Source organism: Paenibacillus sp. GP183 (genome assembly GCF_900104695.1).
Lineage (GTDB): Bacteria > Bacillota > Bacilli > Paenibacillales > NBRC-103111 > Paenibacillus_AI.
In genome coordinates this window covers 262,512-282,465 of the sequence record NZ_FNSW01000001.1, presented here as the reverse complement: position 1 = coordinate 282,465, position 19,954 = coordinate 262,512, and the positions used below count along the sequence as shown (strand labels likewise).

Annotated in this window: 23 protein-coding genes and 1 pseudogene; 13 read left to right on the top strand and 11 right to left on the bottom strand. The window is 43.9% G+C overall.

What is annotated here, in order from left to right:
• Positions 1-21: 21 nt before the first annotated feature.
• A complete protein-coding gene (locus tag BLV33_RS01365) occupies positions 22-438 on the top strand; it encodes a CBS domain-containing protein (RefSeq protein ID WP_090787356.1) in 417 nt (138 codons plus the stop codon).
• Between the two features lie 64 nt (positions 439-502).
• Here the strand turns inward: BLV33_RS01365 and BLV33_RS01360 are convergent, their stop codons facing one another.
• The 3 genes from BLV33_RS01360 to BLV33_RS01350 form a co-directional block, all read right to left on the bottom strand.
• Complete coding sequence (locus tag BLV33_RS01360; protein WP_090787353.1) at positions 503-727, bottom strand: hypothetical protein; 225 nt, start codon at positions 725-727, stop codon at positions 503-505.
• Positions 728-885: 158 nt separating this feature from the next.
• On the bottom strand, positions 886-1,314 hold the full coding sequence (locus BLV33_RS01355; protein ID WP_090787350.1) for a hypothetical protein: 429 nt from the start codon (positions 1,312-1,314) through the stop codon (positions 886-888).
• Positions 1,315-1,338: 24 nt separating this feature from the next.
• Entirely contained in the window at positions 1,339-1,893 is a 555-nt protein-coding gene (locus BLV33_RS01350; RefSeq protein WP_090787347.1) for a superoxide dismutase family protein, read from the bottom strand.
• 149 nt (positions 1,894-2,042) lie between these two features.
• Here BLV33_RS01350 and BLV33_RS01345 point away from each other — a divergent pair, with 149 nt between their 5' ends.
• Complete coding sequence (locus tag BLV33_RS01345) at positions 2,043-2,474, top strand: universal stress protein (RefSeq protein WP_090787344.1); 432 nt, start codon at positions 2,043-2,045, stop codon at positions 2,472-2,474.
• 15 nt (positions 2,475-2,489) lie between these two features.
• Here BLV33_RS01345 and BLV33_RS01340 read toward each other — a convergent pair whose 3' ends face one another.
• Both BLV33_RS01340 and BLV33_RS01335 read right to left on the bottom strand, forming a co-directional pair.
• Positions 2,490-3,530 (bottom strand): FUSC family protein, encoded by a 1,041-nt coding sequence (locus BLV33_RS01340; protein WP_090787341.1) that lies wholly within the window; start codon positions 3,528-3,530, stop codon positions 2,490-2,492.
• 104 nt (positions 3,531-3,634) lie between these two features.
• Positions 3,635-4,770: pseudogene (locus tag BLV33_RS01335) on the bottom strand (DUF2264 domain-containing protein).
• 114 nt (positions 4,771-4,884) lie between these two features.
• On the opposite strand from BLV33_RS01335, the gene BLV33_RS01330 reads away from it, so the two are divergent.
• Positions 4,885-5,943 (top strand): LacI family DNA-binding transcriptional regulator, encoded by a 1,059-nt coding sequence (locus BLV33_RS01330; RefSeq protein WP_253186933.1) that lies wholly within the window; start codon positions 4,885-4,887, stop codon positions 5,941-5,943.
• Between the two features lie 14 nt (positions 5,944-5,957).
• A complete protein-coding gene (locus tag BLV33_RS01325; protein WP_090787336.1) occupies positions 5,958-7,079 on the top strand; it encodes a glycoside hydrolase family 88 protein in 1,122 nt (373 codons plus the stop codon).
• Positions 7,080-7,151: 72 nt separating this feature from the next.
• Here BLV33_RS01325 and BLV33_RS01320 read toward each other — a convergent pair whose 3' ends face one another.
• Both BLV33_RS01320 and BLV33_RS01315 read right to left on the bottom strand, forming a co-directional pair.
• A complete protein-coding gene (locus BLV33_RS01320; RefSeq protein WP_253186932.1) occupies positions 7,152-7,601 on the bottom strand; it encodes a universal stress protein in 450 nt (149 codons plus the stop codon).
• A 102-nt stretch (positions 7,602-7,703) separates the two neighbouring features.
• Positions 7,704-8,012 (bottom strand): MGMT family protein, encoded by a 309-nt coding sequence (locus BLV33_RS01315; RefSeq protein WP_090787330.1) that lies wholly within the window; start codon positions 8,010-8,012, stop codon positions 7,704-7,706.
• 134 nt (positions 8,013-8,146) lie between these two features.
• Here BLV33_RS01315 and BLV33_RS01310 point away from each other — a divergent pair, with 134 nt between their 5' ends.
• From BLV33_RS01310 to BLV33_RS01285, 5 genes are all read left to right on the top strand, one after another.
• Positions 8,147-8,620, top strand: a complete 474-nt coding sequence (locus BLV33_RS01310) for a DinB family protein (protein WP_090787327.1) — start codon at positions 8,147-8,149, stop codon at positions 8,618-8,620.
• 129 nt (positions 8,621-8,749) lie between these two features.
• On the top strand, positions 8,750-9,229 hold the full coding sequence (locus BLV33_RS01305) for a hypothetical protein (RefSeq protein ID WP_090787323.1): 480 nt from the start codon (positions 8,750-8,752) through the stop codon (positions 9,227-9,229).
• 388 nt (positions 9,230-9,617) lie between these two features.
• Positions 9,618-10,997: an arsenic transporter gene (locus tag BLV33_RS01295; protein ID WP_171908975.1), complete on the top strand. Its 1,380-nt coding sequence runs from the start codon at positions 9,618-9,620 to the stop codon at positions 10,995-10,997.
• Positions 10,998-11,027: 30 nt separating this feature from the next.
• A complete protein-coding gene (locus BLV33_RS01290) occupies positions 11,028-11,687 on the top strand; it encodes a hypothetical protein (RefSeq protein WP_090787316.1) in 660 nt (219 codons plus the stop codon).
• Between the two features lie 190 nt (positions 11,688-11,877).
• Positions 11,878-12,303, top strand: coding sequence for a hypothetical protein (locus BLV33_RS01285; RefSeq protein ID WP_090787312.1), 426 nt, complete (start codon positions 11,878-11,880; stop codon positions 12,301-12,303).
• A gap of 146 nt (positions 12,304-12,449) precedes the next feature.
• On the opposite strand, the gene BLV33_RS01280 is transcribed toward BLV33_RS01285, so the two are convergent.
• A complete protein-coding gene (locus BLV33_RS01280) occupies positions 12,450-12,848 on the bottom strand; it encodes a hypothetical protein (RefSeq protein WP_090787309.1) in 399 nt (132 codons plus the stop codon).
• 650 nt (positions 12,849-13,498) lie between these two features.
• Between BLV33_RS01280 and BLV33_RS01275 the strand changes: the two genes are divergently transcribed.
• Positions 13,499-14,449, top strand: coding sequence for a hypothetical protein (locus BLV33_RS01275; RefSeq protein ID WP_139305664.1), 951 nt, complete (start codon positions 13,499-13,501; stop codon positions 14,447-14,449).
• A 33-nt stretch (positions 14,450-14,482) separates the two neighbouring features.
• Here BLV33_RS01275 and BLV33_RS01270 read toward each other — a convergent pair whose 3' ends face one another.
• The 3 genes from BLV33_RS01270 to BLV33_RS01260 all read right to left on the bottom strand — a co-directional run bounded on the left by BLV33_RS01270 (position 14,483) and on the right by BLV33_RS01260 (position 16,371).
• Entirely contained in the window at positions 14,483-15,064 is a 582-nt protein-coding gene (locus BLV33_RS01270; RefSeq protein WP_171908974.1) for a 50S ribosomal protein L25, read from the bottom strand.
• A gap of 100 nt (positions 15,065-15,164) precedes the next feature.
• Positions 15,165-16,106 carry a DUF1861 family protein gene (locus tag BLV33_RS01265; RefSeq protein ID WP_090787300.1) on the bottom strand — a complete coding sequence of 314 codons (942 nt, stop codon included), beginning with the start codon at positions 16,104-16,106 and terminating at the stop codon, positions 15,165-15,167.
• Positions 16,093-16,371: a helix-turn-helix domain-containing protein gene (locus BLV33_RS01260; RefSeq protein WP_090787297.1), complete on the bottom strand. Its 279-nt coding sequence runs from the start codon at positions 16,369-16,371 to the stop codon at positions 16,093-16,095. Before BLV33_RS01260 ends, BLV33_RS01265 begins: the two co-directional genes overlap by 14 nt.
• Positions 16,372-16,593: 222 nt before the next feature.
• Here BLV33_RS01260 and BLV33_RS01255 point away from each other — a divergent pair, with 222 nt between their 5' ends.
• Genes BLV33_RS01255 through BLV33_RS01245 form a run of 3 tightly spaced genes read left to right on the top strand, consistent with a single transcriptional unit; the run spans position 16,594 to position 19,953 of the window.
• Entirely contained in the window at positions 16,594-17,772 is a 1,179-nt protein-coding gene (locus tag BLV33_RS01255; RefSeq protein ID WP_090787295.1) for a glycosyltransferase family 4 protein, read from the top strand.
• A complete protein-coding gene (locus tag BLV33_RS01250; protein ID WP_090787293.1) occupies positions 17,772-18,881 on the top strand; it encodes a glycosyltransferase in 1,110 nt (369 codons plus the stop codon). Before BLV33_RS01255 ends, BLV33_RS01250 begins: the two co-directional genes overlap by 1 nt.
• Positions 18,874-19,953: a mannose-1-phosphate guanylyltransferase gene (locus BLV33_RS01245; protein ID WP_090787290.1), complete on the top strand. Its 1,080-nt coding sequence runs from the start codon at positions 18,874-18,876 to the stop codon at positions 19,951-19,953. Before BLV33_RS01250 ends, BLV33_RS01245 begins: the two co-directional genes overlap by 8 nt.
• The last annotated feature ends 1 nt before the right edge of the window (position 19,954 follow it).

Below are 19,954 nucleotides of genomic sequence, written 5' to 3'. Positions count from 1 at the left end.
ATTTGCAAAAGGAGTTTTGACATGAACATAGCCTTTTTTTTATTGCCCAAGAAGGATGTTATCACGACTACCCTGCAAGCGACCTTGCGTCAAATTTTGGAACGCATGGAATTCCATCGTTATACGGCTGTACCCATCCTTACGGAACAAGGCCAGTATGTAGGGACGGTTACCGAGGGTGATCTTCTCTGGTTTTTGAAAAACAATGAGCATATCGGATTTGAGAATGCCCACAGGCATTTGCTGAATGAAGTTCCCTTGCGCATAGTGAATAAACCCGTGCATATTCATGCTGAAATGGATGACCTGATTGATTTGGCCAAAGTGCAAAATTTTGTTCCGGTTGTAGACGATTCAGATAAATTCATTGGTATTGTTCGCAGAAGCGATATCATCGAATATTGTTCCAAGCAAATGTTCAAACCTTCTTCCTTATAATCTATCAAATCCGCACAAAAGAGGAGCTCTTTGTAAAGGAGCTCCTCTTTTGTTTATTTTGTCATTAAATCACGATGGATTCGCTCGCTGCGATACGTGATGCATTATGTATCATGGGTTGGGTGGGTAAATTTACAATTTGGCCACCTGTAAATTCGGGTGATTGGCTCATCAATTTCATTTGAATTTGCTGCCACCTTTCTACCTGAGACGGTGAAAAGCCCAATTGGTTCATAATTGTGCCAATTTCAATCTCTTTCATTAACTGCACCTCACCCGATTCATTCAATGATTTCTCTTCCTCTTAACTCTATCACTTATTATCAATCTGTAAATAAGTGTATATTGTCGAATCACCTTAAAAATAAATCAATGCCTGGCTCCTAACCGACAATTGAAATACAAAAAACCGCCAAGGGCAGTTGGATGGCGGTTAAACACATTACATTATTGCTGCTGCTTGGCCTGCGAGTTTGTTCCGGATACAAATTCTTGGGTCCAATCGACCATGCCGTTCATCATAGTGAGGATTAAATTCACTACATCTTTTTCCGTAAGACTACCGCTTGTCTGGGAGGTAATGTATTGTGAAGTCTTTTTTTCCAACTTTTCGACAAGATCCTTAATAGCTTGAAGATCTTTAGCCAATTGAGGGATATTGTTACTCTTTTGCTTATTATCTTTCTGGCCGTTTTGTTCACTTTTTCCATCTGATTCGTGCCCGCCTGAGGATGATTGGCTCGCCGAATGATCATGGTCCTGCCCATTCTCGCTTTGGATCAGCATATCTTTAACCTGTGCCAATTCCATCAACACTTGTTCATTTTGTTTGGTTAATTCATCAATCTGCGTCTTCAGTTCCTGGGTTTTAATCATGCTCAGTTTCCTCCGAATTTCCTTCTATTTCACAACACCGCAGGCGACACGATTACCCGAGTTCCCTGTAGGATCTGTTCGCAAATCATCCTCTTGCTCGTGGATAATCAAACTGAGCCCCTCGGGCCTGATTAATGAACCCGGCTGATCCCGCTGCAAAGTTATGGCTTTGGAAACCATTTCCATATTGGCTTGACCCTCGCTGTTAACCACAAGGTTCGGCAGATCACCTGAATGATAACCCAGTGGATTGGCTAAGCCATGCTGTTTACCGAAGGGGTTGAAATGTGCCCCGGCGGAAGTGAAATCAGGTCCCACACAGCTTCCCTTTTCATGAAAATGAATGCCATGGAGCCCTGGCGACAATCCGGCAGCTTGAACCCGAATCTTCACGCCTTCCGCTGTTTGCGATAAATGCGCACGCCCGATTATGCTGCCAGTCGTATTTTGCAGCGGGATTTCCAAGGCAAGCTTTTGATTTGAATTACCCAAAGCCTGCGCTGAAACGCAAAAGTCGAAGCCTCCCATACAGGTCCATCCTAAACATAAGCATAAGAAAAGCTTTCTTGTTGTGGTCATGTATTTGCTCCTTTGGACATAAAAATTTTCCTTTATGCTTAGGATGTACAATTGAATCCATCAATAAACATAAATGGATTCGATTTGTTTCCCTGTTCCTGTGGTAATATAACACATGAACCTAAAACTGACTGAGCGAGGTGTCGATCATGCATTTTTCCAATTTGCTTGTTGCTTATGACAGTTCAGATTTGTCCAAGAAAGCTCTTCATTATGCTTATAACCTGGTAAAAGACAATCCTGCAGGAAATCTACATTTGGTTTATGTTTACCAATTTCCAACTGTAGTCCTGGGCGAGGCTATAATTCCTACACCTACAAGCGTAGATGAAGAATATAGCGAGCAAGCAAAGAAAATTATGGAAGGCGCCAGAAGCTTGCTTTCAGACTATCCGAATACAACCTATGCGCTTAGGCAAGGTCAGCCTGCTTTTGAGCTGCTGGAATATGCGCAGGAGCAAATCTGTGACCTTATCGTCATGGGCAGCCGTGGACTTGGAGGGATCAAGGAGTTCCTGCTGGGCAGTGTCAGCCATCATGTAGTTCAGGAATCGAGGATTCCTGTATTGATCGTGAAGTAAGAGAATGGACAGGATCTAACCCTGCCCATTCTCTCGACTCTCTTCACCTCTATGGAAATGCTCAACAAGCTTATTAAGCCGGATCGCCTGAAATCCATAATCGTACATGGCCGCAGCCACGATGGACAAGCGAAACATGCTTTCGCCTGTTTCTGTATATTGACTCATGAAGGTTTGCAAAAATTGATCGTTTTGCTCTTCCATCAAGTCCATTTCGGAGCTTTCCGATTTCAGCTTCTGTTCGAATTTAAGTAAAATATGTTCATGATATTTCATTAATATTTCGAGCTGGCTGTCAAAAAAAGCATCCCACTCAGGTGTGCGATGGGATTGGAAATAATGCCGATCAATCGTATCCAGAACCTCACGGCCCTTGTGCAGCGTTTGGAGCATTTGCTTATAAACAATTAAGCTTCGGCTGTCGCTGAATGCAGCACGCTTCAACTTCTTAAACTCTTCCTCGTAAAGCTTGTATTTGTCCGTAAGCGACTGCAACGCGCTTTCCAACCCCTGCTTTTCCTCACGACTAACCGCTTCCTTCATTTCATCGGAGATAGCTGTCCGCAGCAGCAAAGACATTTTCGCAAAGACAGATTGAATTAATGTCAAGAACTGCACCTTCGGCTTTGGCGGAATAAATAAAATATTGATCAAGAATGCTGCGGATATTCCAATCAGCATTTGCAGAAATCGATTCAGCGCAAAATGCCACTGTCCGGACGCCTCCATAACGGCAATCACTGTAACCAGTGTCAACCCCACAGTTTCCTCCATGTTGATTTTCAAACAAATCATTATGACCAATATACAAACAAGTCCAATGATAATCGGCTCGTTGGAGAAGGCCTTGCCTGCAATTAATGCAATTACGGCCCCCAATGTATTCGTCTGAAGCTGCTCAAGAAAGTACCGCCATGAACGATAGATGGAGGGCTGAATCGCGAAAATCGCCGCTACCGCTGCAATGACCGATGGCGTGAACCCCAGCAGTTCACTAATGTAGAGTGATACCGTCACGGCGATCCCTGTTTTTAGCATTCTGGCTCCAAATGTCATGGTTTTGCCCCCTTAGCTGGACTTCAATGGATAAGCCCATTGTACACAGGTAAAGGTGTTGTTGGCAAAAGCAGCCATTTGAACCGCTGGTTCATCGCGTGCCCCTAGCCTTTGTATAATGCTTTATCAAGGCCTACATCCTGACCGTCCCACACTTTTTTGGCCGTCCAATCCGCATATCCTGTCCAGAACGGTTCATCCGCAGGCAGTCCCAGCGGCAAGAACACTGTGCAGCACAAATACAAGCTGCCGGTAGAGATATACGTCTCTCCCATCTTCGGCTGTTTGCCGCATAGGCCTATCGTCAGCCAGCCGGCCTGATCGAATGTGCCCGGCTGCTCGATCAAGCGGCGTATGACCGCCGTAAGCGCACAGCGTACCTGAGCGGGCTCGACGTTGTCAGGCAGCTCGCGGCGCAGAGCCATCTGCGCAAGGTGCTGGAACGCGCCGAAGCGGTAAGCCAGCGAGCGCCCGACCGGAGGAAATGTGCCCTCCGGCGAGATCTGGCGCTCCTGCACTCCGGCGTAGCGAACGGCTCGGCGCCGGATCGAATCTCGGGCTGTCGATCTCCCAACACTTCGACGATATCAAGCAGCATCGGCTGAATCACGAAGCTATTGTAGTAATCGGTGTGGTAGCTTGGGCCATCACCGTATCGGCCGTCGCCCTTGTACCACTGCTCGTGCTGCTTGATCGCGTAGTCAACGCGCATCAAGTCCCAGTCCTCGCCAAGGCTCGCAAGAGCCGTTTCAATCATGGCTGAAAACAGCAGCCAATTGTTGAAGACGGGTTTGCGGCTGCGCGTCGACTTCAGTGCGTTCACCAGCTGCGTGCGTACACGTGGCGACAGTTTATCTTTAAGTGCAGTAGGCGCTCTAAGGATGGAATGCGCCAAGAAGGCTGCATCTACAATCGGTTGATACCCTTCGGAGAAGTTCAGGAAATCGATCGAGTCTGGATTGGTTCCGGAATCAAGGGCCTTCAAGGCAAGAATGGAGTATTGCTCCCTCAGGGCTCCTTCCGCTCGATGGCTGCCTCCACTTTCCAGCCAAGGAGCAATCCCCGCGAGTGTCCTTCCAACAGCTTCGAGATGGGAATAGAGGACTCTGTCCTCCGCTATCGCTTCTACCGGCATCTCCTCCCGCAGCTTTCCTTGCGCTGCCGCTTTCAAAACGGGTCCTGCTATGCGCTGCATCGTATTAAGCCAATAGTCTCTGTCTGTTTGTTTCATCTCAAACATCCTCTCCGTAAGCACACAGCCAAAATATGATTGACAATTGAACCGGTTAAACCATACTATTATTGTATATTTAACCGGTTCAATCGTGCAACAGCTATTTGTTCGGAGGTCTGTATGAATGAAATGAACAAGCAAAAACAAGCCACCATTATGGATATTGCCGCAGAAGCAGGCGTCTCCAAAGCAACCGTCTCCAATGTGCTGAGGCAGCGCAGTGTTCCGCTCTCCGCAGAAACGGTGCGCAAGGTTGAGGAAGCAGCGAAAAGTCTTGGCTACCGCCGCAATTTTGTTGCAGCCAGCTTAAGCCTTCGCAAAACCAATGAATTGGGTCTGCTTGTCCCCTCTTTCGGCGGCTACTACGGCCGATTCGCTGAGTATATGCAGGCTGAAGCCTATAATAACGGCTATCATTTGTCCGTTTTCTCAGCATCCGGGTCTGATCCGGCCATTGAGAAGCAGCATTTGGAAATGCTGCTGCAGCGCAGGGTTGACGGCCTTTTTTGCCATGGACTTGCGATGAGCCATGAATCGACCAAACAGCTTGTCGGGGAAGGTACGCCGCTGGTGCTGTTTAATGCTTGGGGCTGGCCGGAAGACATCTCGATTGGCGCCGTCAATCTTGATTTTGCCGGGGCTGCTGAAAAGTCCGTGCAGCACTTGCTCGCTTGTGGATGCGGCAGCGTATTTTATGCGGGTCGAAAAAGAGCTCGAGCAATTGATGAGCAGCGCCGAATCGGTTTCGCGGCAGGTGTGAACCGAGCCTCGGTTGAGCTGCCCTGGGATCTGCTTGATGTGGCTGACCACCATCCAACCGAGCTTCTGGCCGCTGTGCTCGAGCGCTGTCGTGGAACGGATAAACCGGCAGGCATCGTTGCATTTGATGATAACCTGGCTTTCCAACTGCTTACTTCAGCACAGCGGATTGGTATTAAGGTTCCGGAGCAAATCCAATTGATAGGCATCAATAATGACGGAATTGCCAAGGACAGCTTTCCCAGCTTAACAACTTGGGATATCCCATATAAGCTGCAAGCGCGTACTGCAATTGGTCTATTATTACGCCAATTGGGAGAATCGCTTGATCCCGAGAGTGAACACCTTATCCCTTTGGATGTTCAAGAAATCCCTATTCCTTTAACCTTGGTAACACGAGAATCAACTAAAACGATATGAGGAGCGTGTAATTCATGTGGACAAAAGCGATTGAAGACGCCGTACTGAAAACGAGGGCTAATATTGAACGTTTCGGAGATTTATTTCCTCATGTCAGCGGTGAAGGGGTTTATCAAATGAATCCTAATACGGAATGGACAGCCGGCTTCTGGTCCGGGCTTTTATGGCTGAGCTATCAATACTCCGGTGATGACATCTTTCGTGAGGCCGCTCGGTCAACGGTTGCCAGTTTTCAGCATAAACTGGATCAAAATATCAAGTTAGACCACCATGATATTGGGTTTCTCTATTCCTTATCCTCGAAGGCCCAGTGGATTCTGGAGAAAGATGAGGCGGCCCGGAAACTGACCCTGCAAGCCGCTGATGTACTGATGAACCGCTGGAGAGCAGAGGGTCAATACCTGCAAGCCTGGGGGCCGAAGGGTGATACTCAAAACGGAGGCCGCATCATTATCGACTGCTTGATGAACCTGCCCCTGCTATACTGGGCAGCCGAGCAAACCAGAAATCCTCACTATAAAGATGCAGCTATAATTCATGCGGATAAAAGCAAAAAATTTCTCGTTCGCGGCGATGATTCATCTTATCATACATTTTATTTTGATCCGGCTAATGGAGATGCTCTGCGTGGAGGTACTCACCAGGGATATAAAGATGGTTCCACTTGGACTCGCGGCCAAGCATGGGGCATATATGGCTTCGCCCTTTCCTACCGCTATACTAAGAATCCCTTGTATATGGAAACTTCCATACGTCTGGCAAAGTATTTTATCAATCATCTTCCTGCGGATGACGTAGCTTATTGGGATTTTGATGTACCTGTAACCGAGAGCACCAAAAGAGACAGCTCTGCATCGGCAATTGCAAACGCAGGAATCCTTGAACTGTTGGAGCATTTGGATCATGCGGATCCTGCTTACGCGACACTTGAAGAAAGCATGCTTCGTTCAATGAAGTCGTTGGTAGTAAACTACTCCACCATTGGAGATCCTGATGCCCAAGGATTGCTAAAGCATGGTTCTTATAGTGTAAGAGGTGGTGCGGCACCAGATGATTTCATGATTTGGGGAGATTACTACTATCTGGAAGCCCTCCTTCGCTTGGAAAAAGGATTTAAAGGTTACTGGTACGATTAAGTCTTATCCAATCAATAATCCAATGAAAGACCAAAAAAAACACCGCACTCCCTCCGTGCGGTGTTAGATTATTTATTTGACGACTAGAACGGGAACTTTTGAATTTTGGACAACATTGTGGCTCACACTGCCAAGGAAAAACTCTCGTATAGCACCCAAACCGCGGCTGCCCATAACTATGAGATCACAATTATTTTCATGAGCATATTCCAATATTGAATGGGCGGGTTGCCCCCGGCTTGTTACATAAATTACGTTTAAAGTAGATGGAATCTTGAATTTTACTTCATCAAGAACCTTGGTGTCGGTTTCCATATGACTGACATTGCTAAAATAGTACGGTGCAGCTGAAGCGGCATACGAATAAGAAGGTGCTTGAATGACGTGCATAACGATTAATTGCGGAGCGACAAGATAGTCATATTTTTCCTTCACAATAGCGATTGCTTTGTCCAAAGCCTTTTTAGAGAGATTTGACCCATCATAAGCGACTAGCACTTTAGAAAATATCAAGGTAACCACCTCTCAACGATTATTAAGTGATACTTTCATTGTAACATATAGTTGTCAGAATAGTTAGATAATTAAAGCCTATTTTACACAAAAAACCGCCTAAAAAATTAGCTATTCAGGATGGTGCTGATATTGTCCAAGATTAATAAAGCGATCCTGCTTGATATCCACACCCTCAGCCCGCAGCAAAAATAGTTGCAACTCATACGATTCATCATCTGCGATGCTTATTTCTCCCCTTATATTAACCACCCGATGCCAGGGAAGCTTATACTTTTTGCTCATCGCATGCAAAATTCGTACGACCTGCCTTGCTCCTCTTGGGCTCCCGGCATGTTTGGCAATTTGCCCATAGGTCATTACTTTACTTTCTGGTATGGAGCGTATTATTGAAATTACTTTTTCGGTGAACAAAGTCATTTGTGAATTCCTCTCTTTTGAGCTATTATTGATTGGTATTTATTGTAATCACACTAAATACAGTTTGCTATTGTATTTCACGTAGGATACAATTATTTTACAACATAATAACAATTTCGAAAGGGGTATTATACATGAGTTCTCAAGTTGTCTTACATACTGCCCAACTCGTTCGTTTAACGCTGATTAGCAGAGTTGAAGAGATCAGTGAAGATTTGTTTGATGTACAACCGTCACCGTTCAACAACACCATAAGATGGAACATTGGCCATATCATTGCTACCCTAGATAGAATTGTTTTTAATCGGGTCTTCCAAACTAGCATGCTTCCAGCCGGATTCTCTGATTATTACAAGAACGGAACCAAACCTTCCGACTGGGCAAACATTCCACACTCCAAGGATGAATTGCTTGGATTACTTAAACAACAATTCTCCGATTTGACTGAGAAATGCACTGATAAATTAGATGAACCCTTGCCTGAACCAGTTCAAATTCGTGTTCACACCTTCTCAACCGTTGCTGAGTTAATCGGATATGCATTCGTTCATGAAACCGTTCATTCCACTACTATTGCTAACTATAATAAACTCGTAAGCGTCCAATAGAATTAGCCGAGATCAAGCCCCTCTTCGGGGCTTTTTTATTTGTCCAAATAAGATCAATAAGAATAATCGTCCAATCATTAAAACAAACTAACTAAAGAATTAAATTAAACCATTCGAGCGGAGGTTATCATGAGAAAGTACTTGCTCTTATTTGTATTTTGTATGACACTCTGCTTTCATGCCGGAACTGTATTAGCCGCTGGTTCTTCTGTGCAGAATTCACCCACTTCGGATCCAGCCATTCAGTATCGGGAAGACAATCCAATCAATGCAGCAGGCAGAGGGAGCTACAGGTCACCTGGCGGGTCGTTTTCAGGCGGAAATCGAGGAGGAATAAGTCCTGGTTACCGAACAGGTCCACGGGCTCCTTCGTCGGACCTTTCTCGTCGACAGCCGAATGCGGGACAACCGAGTAGTCCATTTGGCCGCTGGGGAGGATTCCTTGGAGGTATCGCAACTGGGGCATTGATAGGCCATTTATTGAATCCGTTCGGTGGTTTCGGTTATGGAAATGGAGGAGGGTTCTCCTTCATCGGCCTTCTGTTTTGGGCGCTTATTATATTCCTCGGGTATAAATTGTTCCAAAGATTCCGGAGAAGAGATCGATAACTATTTTCCAATAGCATTTAGAAATTTACCTTTCCCCGTTTCGGGGATTTTTTTGTGAAAAAAAACAGGAATCAACATCCCCCTCAAGCCTTGTTTTTGGATAAGGGCAAGCAACCAGAACACGTACATGAAAGTTACATAATATGGAGTAGACATTTTTTGTATCAGGTCTCCGACTAGAATGGGGGGGTAATGTTGTTTATTGTATTTATTATTCTGATCGCCGGGTTTCTATTATATGTCCTGCTCAAACCTCCAGTGGAAATTAATGAAATGCCAGCCGTCATGGAATTAAGGCAAGAATTAAAGCTCAGCAGTCTCGACTTACCCGAAAACTCAAAGAATCAGGCACATTCAAGTCTCCAGGCAGAAGAGGAGTGACTCTATAATGCTTGAGACCGCAACGGTACCACTTACCATAATTGCCTTTCTGTTTACTATGGTCATGATCCTTTGGCGTCCCAATGGTTTAAATGAGGCCATTCCTGCAACAGCTGGCGCCATCTTGGTACTTATCAGCGGAAGCGTATCCTTGTCCGATTTGGGAAAGATAGGCGCAACGATAAGCAGTGCTTCCATAACGATTATGGCAACCATCGTCATGGCCATTATATTAGAAAGCTTTGGCTTCTTTCAATGGGCAGCGGATGGACTCGCTGCCCGGGCAAAAGGTAATGGTATCCGGCTTTTCTGGTATGTTAACCTCATTTGCTTTCTCATGACACTGTTCTTTAACAACGATGGCAGCATTCTAATCACTACACCGATTTTGCTCATTTTACTCGAACATCTTGGTCTTAAAAATCACGAAAAAATCCCCTACCTGCTCTCAGGTGCGTTAATTGCAACAGCGTCCAGTGCTCCGATCGGCGTCAGCAATATTGTCAATTTGATAGCTCTAAAAATTGTGGGCATGGATCTTTATATGCATACGCTCATGATGTTCGTTCCAGCTACACTAGGCTTGATATTCCTCTTGCTCCTATTATTCTTAATCTTTTATAAAACATTACCGCGTGATATTTCTGAAAGAAAAGCACCTCATATAAATGCAGGTAGACATCCTTTAGGTAAACATCCTCTGAGAATGCCTCCACTCAGTTCACAAATCGTTCAGGAAAAATCCACTGCCGAACGCAACAAGTTTATGCGGAATGTCCTGCTTTTTGTTTTTTCCGTTCGTATCAGTCTTTTTATTGCTTCCTACTTAGGCATTCCGATAGAGATCGTAGCTGTATTGGGGTCATCCATCTTATTGGTTTGGAGATGGATCGTGCTGAAAATCTCTCCAGTCGATATGGTGAAGAAAACGCCTTGGCATATTCTTGTATTTGCTTTTAGCATGTATGTCATTATCTACGGTCTAAATAACATTGGATTCACGAATTGGTTGATTAGTCTCATTGAACCTCATGTTACCAGCAGTTTAGTTAACACCAGTTTATGGATGGGCTCCCTCCTGTCCGTTATGTCCATTTTCTTCAACAATCATCCTGCTTTAATGCTGGGAACCCTTACTCTAACGAATATGTCGTTAGACCCTCTTACTCTTAAAGTTGCTTACTTGGCAAGCGTTATTGGAAGTGATATTGGTGCACTGCTTTTACCGATCGGAACTCTGGCTTCGCTCATTTGGCTTCATATCCTTAGACAGCATAATGTGAAAATCAGTTGGAAGGAATATGTCAAGGTTACCATGATTTGCATACCGCCTACCGTCCTGCTTACATTGCTGTTGCTGGCTTATTGGGTCAAATGGATTTACTAATTGTAACTAAGGGGAAGGTGAATCAAAGGTATGGATCTGCTTAAGCAATATCTCGGTCATTTGATCGATGTGGATGTTCTTGGGGATAAAATGCATACTGGAAAATTGGTCGATCTTGGACCGGATATTCTCGTGCTAACTGAGGAATCCAAATATGTTTATATCCCGCTTTATCATGTAAGCCATGTAACTCTCCAACCAATCCTTGACTCCAATCTGTCGGTCATAAAGGTCTCCTCCATCAGCGAGAGTGCAGAAATTTCATTCCCCCTTATTTTGGAGCATGCAAGAACGGCTTTTTGCGAGATTTATTTGGCTGATCATCTAATCATGCATGGGTATGTTGTGGACATCCAATCGGACTATTTTGTAGTTATGTCTCCTCTGGATAAAATGGTGATGATTCCAAGTATTCATTTAAAATGGATCAGCCCTTTTGAAAGCAGTGCAAACCCCTACTCTCAGAAGCGCAAACCCATTGATCCGCAAAAGTCCAAGCCGACTTTAGCGAAGACCTTCGAAGAGCAGCTAAAGCTTCAGGAAGGCAGCATCATTTCGATCAATGACGGATTGCGCTCAAACAAAGTAGGATACCTGAATAAGATTGAAAACCATATCCTCGAGCTCGTAGCTGCAGATGAGAGCAAACATTACTATCTCGAGCAGCATATCAAAAATGTTTGCCTGTAAGGCACCCTTCACAAGCTGTCCAAATCCCGATTCCAGGGCTTGGACAGCTTGTGTTTGCAGCGCGATAAGGAACAGTACGACATAATTTACTAAATATAGGGGAATAATGAAGCCAAATGGCATTCATCGAGTATTGGTTTGCTCATTCGTTCGTTAATGTAATTCGTTTTGATGGTAAGGAGCGTAGATAATGAAACTTACAGATAGTTTAAGCCCAATGAACCTGTTTAACGAGAACATTTCCAATTTAAGCGTAGAAGAGTTCATGTATTTGTTCTTACATTGTGCAGCTCATGGAGTGGCAATACCAAAGGTTTATTTTCTCTATCCAAGCAAGCCAAATCCTGCATATAATGCTATCGTCAATTTGTTAAACAAGGAGTATTTATTCGCTAGTGCTCCGGTCGCAAAAGATGAGCGTAGTTTTCCTAATTATAATCAAATATCCTTTAAGATTCAGGGAAATGGATCATTTATGATCAGCAATGATGGCTTAGAGTACTTAAAGTTTAACTCCAAAACAGAGAAAGCGATGGAAGCTATCGAGCGTGTCGGGGAAGTCGCTGTGAATTTAGCCAGGCCTATTGAAGGACTCTTTAGCTTAACGCTGGAATAATCAGTTCAATACGCCCCTGCTTGTCCCAAATAAACAGAAAAGCACCCCCAAAATTCAGGGAGTAGCCCTGTAGATATGCGGTGTTTCAGCAACAATTGACGGCGAGCGGATTTGATCCCCGTCTGAAAATAACGACACATAAGCTTCTACGGGTGTAGCCACGATTTTGATGTCACCCGAGCATCGCCCCGTTTTCGGGTATGTACAAGAAACATAACAGACCAACAAATGCCGTAAGGCAATGCAAGCCAAGATCGCCAATCCTGCTCACTTAGCAAACCGAAGCAAATCGCCGATATCAGGATGAAAGCCCGGATCCATAATACAAATCGGTTGCCCAGTGCAAAGCTGACTGCCAGCATACTGAGCGCCGTTAAAATCCACCCGATTGCCACAGTCGGTTGAGGATCCCCGCCAAACGATTGCTTGAAGCGACCAATCGCCATTAGCAAAATGGCTATTGGAACGATACCTAAGCTAATCTTAGCCGCGGTTCCGAGGAACGATTTTTGGGCGTTTAACCAAATAAGCTGGCCTATTACCAATAAAACGATCGCTGAAATTAATATTCAAAAATCCCAAGGGTGATAACCCATCCCAGCACGTAAGTAAATGGGTTCCAAGCAATAATGAATTTACCATTGTTGATAGCAGTCTGCGATAATCGCCAATGAAAGATTTTATAAACTGAGGAGCTCATAGCTCCTCACTTTTCGTTTGTCTATTAAGATCGACAGGAGGCATTTAAATGAGAAATTGGTCTCTACAATCTTCGCTGAGTAGGAAATTATTTGTTGCAATAGTATCTACAGCGATTTTATTCGCGGGCATCGGTCAGATAAATGCAGAGGAGAATCCAGCTTCCTGAACGTCATCACAACAAGCAGCACAGGTAGCGAACCCATTTCCCGCATCTTTACAACTATCCTCTGTTAAAGGTCAAATCGGTTCGAGTATTCATTTTCAAGCTGAAGGCCTTCAACCTAATCTGGAAGTTCAACTAAATTGGAAGACGGTAAAAGGATACTATGAATTAAAGGGGATTTATGAATTTATTAAAACTTCATATAAAGATAAGATAAAACCTCTATTAACGGGCAAAAGTGATCCTGATGGGAGGTGGGAAGGAGATATCCTTATTCCTGAGGGATTTGGGGGTAACCGTACTCTTTTTGTTACACAAAATCAAAAAACTATGACACAGGCTAATTTCTTTGTTAACTCTTCATTTACCGTAACACCAACATCAGGACCAGTAGGCACGGAAATAACCGTAATCGCTGAAGGACTAGGTTCAAAAGAAATGGAAAGCAATTGGCAACTTACCTACGATAATAAACTGACAGGATTGATTTCAGCGGTCTCTACAGAAGGAAAGGCTGTCGCCAAACTCCGTGCAGCCGGACCGGTGGGTGCACACACAATTACAATTTGGCACGGATATATGGGGATGCCTTATATTAATCATCAGCAAGCTCCTACCTCCTATCTGCCTGTTCCTACTTTTTCTTTTGAAGTGACCGATGATAGACCGGTTGCTTCTCAAGTCGAGGCCGTTCCACAATCGGCGGCGAATGGTGGTGTACAGATGCCTGAATTAAAACATGCACAAGGAGTAGACGTCCAATTAGATAAAGCAGAAGGAATTGTAGGTGAGAATGTTACTTTGCAAGCAATAGGGCTTCCATCCAATCAAAAAATTAGTCTAGTATGGAATACAATGGTGGGAAGCAGAGTTTCTGGAAAAGGTTTTGGCGAACAACAGGATATTTTAGGACAAGCTACACCCGATCAAGATGGAAATTTAAACTATACATTTCCAATCCCTGATGACCTTGGCGGAGTTCCTCATCGCATTGATTTAAAGATTCAGGATCAAGTGTTAGGGCAAGCTTATTTGCGTATACTTCCTTCTATTGTTCAAATTTCTCCGACTTCCGGAAAAGCAGGGACAGAGATCAATGTTCATTTAAAAGGGGTCGGTTGGACAGAATATGATAATACGTACTATATTACATACGACAATGCATATGTTGGATATGTTTGTGGATTTAACACAAATGGAGATGTGAAATTCACTCTCGTCCGGTTTTTATTAAACTGTCTACATAACTTTGACCAGTTCATGAAGCTGCGATGGTCATAGCTCAAATTGTTTATGCTGCCCCTCTTTCCTGAGTCAGGCAGGAGTCGCTGCTTCCAGCACTTCCTCTTCGTGAACGTTCTTGATCTGGATCATGACCGCGGCCGGGTCAGTCAGTACTTCGATTCCATCCTGGAAGACCAGATCGGAAACGAGAATTTGATCGCCGATTGCAAGCCCGCTTATATTCACTTCCATGGAAGGCGGCAGATGATCCGGCATACAGCGGACTTCGACTTCATACATTTCCACTTGAAGGATCCCGCCTTCTTTCACACCGATCGACTCACCGAAGAAATGAATCGTAACCTTGCTATCCATGATTTTGCTCATGTTCACATGGTGAAAATCGATATGAATCAGCTTACCCGATAATGTCGCTCGTTGGACGTTTTGGATGACTACCGGTAAAATTCCCGCAGCGGGTGTAGATGCCTGCAAAATAGCCCGCGGATTTTTTCTCAGCACTTCAAGCATTTCTTTTTCATTCACTTCGACTGAAACTGTGGTTTTTCCTATCCCATATAACACAGCCGGAATACGCCCCATCTTTCTACCTTGGTTCCTTATGGATTTCGATGTGCCGGCACGTTCGCTTAATTGAATGGATTTACTCATAATAATAGGTTCCCGCTTCCTTTTGACCATAAATTCTTGTCACTTTTATTTTATCACGACCATAATTTCTTGTCAACTCGAAGTGCCCGATAGCCTTCCTTTATTCATACTCTATGAACGGGTCTGGAATCTCAATTCTATAAGCTTCAGCGTCACTAACTCCTACTGAAAGTACGGCCCTGCCATTGTCTAACCGTACAAGCCCGCCACTAAAAATAACATCTGTAAGATCAGGCCGCTTGCCGGGTCCGTCAGGAAAATCGCTTCTAGCCGCTATGATTTTAATGGGGGTTTTCTCGCATGTTTCAGGATTTATCGAAAAGACCATGGAATAATAGTGTTTGTTCAGTTGATCATCGAAACAAGCAATATGTCCTAGAACACCAACATGACCATTTTTCAATAAATGCGCTTCATTGGCGCCTCCCCATTCTTCAACAACAAATTGGTCTTGAAGAATATCCGCATTGCTGAAGGTTTGTTCATCAAGTTCTTCCAACGATTGGATGATAGTGAACCCAATTTGCCCTCTCCCGCCTCTAACTCCTTGCGGTCGGGTAAAAATGCCAATCCTGCCATCAGACAGCTCAATTAATCGAATATCCTTCATCGTACCGGGACCCGAAGAGAAATGACATAAAGCATCGATATGGAGTCCCCGATAAAATTGGGTAACCCAAGAAACAATTACATTGGGATCTTCGGCTGCGGTTATGATTTCAACACCACCAAATATCAGTTCTCCTTTAATGCTGGTCACGCAAGGATCCTGCAAATTATAGGTATGAGTATGCACTCTTGGGCTCCAAACCTGATTTATTCGCGTAAAAAAAAAGACTTGAGAGAACTCACTGTCGCGTTCCTCAACTCTTCCCACGATTACTTCCTCCCCATCACAGATGAAAGGTGCCGTTATGTTATAAACATCTCGATTACCAACTCCCGAGAACGTTAATTTCTCTACCTTAGTGTTTCGAGGAGCAGCATGAAATTTAACAAGTAATTGTTCACAGGTCTTTGCTTTTGTATTAATAGTTGTCATTCTGATCCTCCTGTTGTTCATCCGATTCATATATCATAATTTCACTTCGTTCAATCTCATCCATGACAATTAGCTGCCCAGGTTGTACATTAAAATAAGTACATAGCTTTAAAAGCAGGTCTCGAGGATACTGAACCATCTCATCCTTGTACATTCTACGAATGGAATCAAAGTGATAGTTAACATCTTTAGCAAGCTTGCGAATAGATAATTTAGGATCATGGTTTTCCATGACTTCTTTTAAGTTACTGCGTATGGCTGACATTCCAGCACCTCCTACAACAATATATATCGATCCATGTGAAGAGTCAATGATTTGACAAGAAAAAATGGTCATGGTACGCTATAAACAGGGAAACACAAAATGGGTTAAGTTTCAGATATTGATTAAATTACAGATAATTGAATAGCCGCTGATCTCTGATAGAAAATAAAGTACTCTTTATTTTCTTTTTTTATCCACGAAATTGAATGGGAGGCTTTTCTTATGAATACCATCAGTAGTCGAAATATTGTTTTTTTAGGAACTAGTCTCCCACGAGAATGTGGAATTGCCACATTCACGCAAGATTTACTGGAACAATTCATTCAGATACCGGGCTTTAACATGCCTCGCATTATTGCGGTTAACAACAAGGAGACGTACAACTATGAGGAGCAAGTTATGATGCAAATCGATCAGAATAATTTATCGGATTATTTGGAAGCAGCCGATAACCTTAACCTTTCCAATGTTGATCTCCTCGTCATTCAGCATGAATTCGGGATCTACGGAGGAGAGAGCGGCGAATATTTGATTCCCTTCGTTGAGAGATTGAACATTCCTTATGTTGTCGTCTTTCACACCGTATTAACAACACCCAGCCCTAAACAGCGCCACATTATGAATCGAATTGCGGAGTTAAGCTTGAAAGTTGTAACGATGGCCCAGTCTACCGTAATGGATTTGAATTCGATTTATGGGATAGATCTTAATAAAGTTGTGTTCATTCATCATGGCGTACCTTATGTGGAAACGAAATCAAGAACAGAGCTTAAAGAGCAATACGGATTTGCTGACCGGAAGATCCTTTCGACCTTCGGTTTTTTAAGTCCTGGCAAGGGTATTGAATACGGCATAGAAGCGATGCGTGGAGTTGTAGATCATCACCCGGAGTCATTATATATCATATGGGGAAAGACACACCCAGTAGTTAAGCATGAAACTGGCGAAGTTTATAGACAGAAATTGACGGAGCTTATTGGAGAGCTTGATTTGGTTGATAACGTTCTATTTGTAGATAAACTGTTAACGCAAGAAGAAGTTATTCAATCCCTGATTATGTCCGACATTTACATGACCCCCTATTTGGGCAAGGATCAAGCCGTTAGCGGTACATTAGCCTATGGTGTCGGTTATGGAAGAGTTATTGTTTCGACTCCTTACCGGTATGCCGAGGAAATGCTTGCGGGCGGAAGAGGCTTGCTTGCAGAGTTCCGTGATTCTTCTTCTTTGGAAGCATGCATACTCAAGCTGCTTGGGAATCCTTCACTGGTTAAAGAAATGGAAGCCCACACACTCGCACTTGGGCAGACCATGATGTGGGGAGAAATTGCCAAACGTTATGCAGCCGTCTTTCAAGAAAGCATGGGAACCTCTAACTGTTCCAAAAGGAGTGTAATTTAATGAGCGTACAAACTTTAGCACACTTGAATTCCGATTATCTATTCAGGTTGACGGACGATACAGGGATCTTTCAGCATACCAAATTCGGTGCTCCCGACCGCACTAAAGGCTATACAACAGATGATAATGCACGGGCATTAATTGCTGCTGTGTTATTGTACAGTAAAGGGAATGGTCGAGATTCACGAGCATTGGACCTTATACACATTTATATTTCGTTCATCTATCACTCACAGAATTCGGATGGCAACTTTAGAAACTTCATGGATTACAACCGTCAATTCATAGAAGATAGCGGCTCTGAGGACTGTCAAGGACGCACCTTATGGGCACTCGGCTTTACACTCTCTCACTCTTCTGTGCCAAACAATTTACAGAACACCTGCCGCTATATGATTAGTCAAGCGCTGCCACATATCCATGCGATGGGATCTCCTCGAGCACAAGCCTATGCAATGGTAGGATTAAGCTTCCTGCTTCAGACCCCTCATGCTTTATCCTATTCGTTTCCGCATCCACCTATTGAAAGCAGCAAGGAAGCGGCGGAATTTCTGCCAAGGGTCACCATCTACAGTCTGATTGAGAATATGGCTGCACGTTTGCAGCATCAATATTTACAGAATAAAGGCAACGGCTGGAATTGGTTAGAGGACAGTCTAACCTACGGCAATGCCATGCTTCCTTTAGCGTTATTCAAAGCTGCCAGTATTTCAGGCAGAAATGATCTGAAGGAAGTCGCTAAGGAAAGCCTTGATTTCCTGGCATCCCAAACATTCTCACCGGAAGGTTATTTCAAGCCAATCGGCAGCCACGGTTGGCAGCAGCGCGACGGTGATGCAGCCCTTTATGATGAACAGCCCATAGAAGCATGCGAAATGCTCCTTGCCTGCAAAGAGGCTTATACAGTACTTGGTGAACCTATTTATCAGAAACAGGCAGCGTTGTGTTACGAATGGTATTCAGGCCATAACTCGCTGAATGTCTCTCTGATTGACCCGCAAACCGGAGGCTGCTACGATGGTATTCATTCTACAGGTTTGAACCTCAATCAAGGTTCAGAGAGTATTATTTCCTACTCTATTGCCCATTTGGTCATGCATCATGAATAAATTCGCAGTCATACTTGCTGGCGGGGGTGGTACCCGATTCTGGCCTTTATCCAGACAGGAAACACCGAAGCAGCTGCTTAATATTAGCGGTAACGATATCATGTTAAACGATACCATCGAACGATTTAAAGGTATTATTCCCCAGGAAAATACGGTTATCGTCACGAATCGCTCCCAAGCGGTATTGCTTGAGAGCATCATGCACAGCAGTGTGTTGAAGGGGAACATTCTCATCGAACCTGTTGCTCGCAACACGGCTGCAAGCATTCTTTTTGCTGCTTTATTTATAGAAAAATTCCACGGTGATTCCTTGATGGTTGTATTGCCTTCCGATCATCACATTACCGATGAAGACCAATTCCGAAAAACGTTAAACGAAGCGTGTACGGCAGCCTTGGAATCCGACAAAATCGTGACCATCGGTATCAAACCGACGTTTCCTTCTACAGGCTATGGTTATATTTCCTATCAGAATGTGCCTTACACCACAAGTCCATGCGCCATGTATGAAGTAGCTGAGTTTGTAGAAAAACCTAATTTCCAAAAAGCGCAGGCTTATTTATCCTCCGGGCATTATATGTGGAACAGCGGCATTTTTATTTGGAAAACATCAGTTATTATCGAAAACTTCAACCGTTATCTGCCCAGACTATATAAATCAATGCTTCCACTCCGAGATTACCTGGGAACGGAACAAGAAGAGGAAATGATCAATAAGATTTATCCGACGCTGCAAAATATTTCGATTGATTATGGAATACTTGAACGCTGCGATGAAGTCATTGTGCTGTCTGGTAATTTTGGCTGGAATGATATTGGCAGTTGGGATGCACTTGGAGCGATTTTCCCTCCAGATGAGTCAGGCAATATTGTAAAGGCGAATTACATGGGCATTGATACACGAAATTCGATTATATATGGGAACGGCAGACTGATTACGACAATAGGCATAGACGGCTTAATCATTGCTGATACGGAGGATGCGTTATTGATCTGCCCCAAAAATAAAGCCCAGTCTGTCAAAGAGATGGTTGATATGTTGAAGGAAAGAGGAATGACTAAATATATGTAAA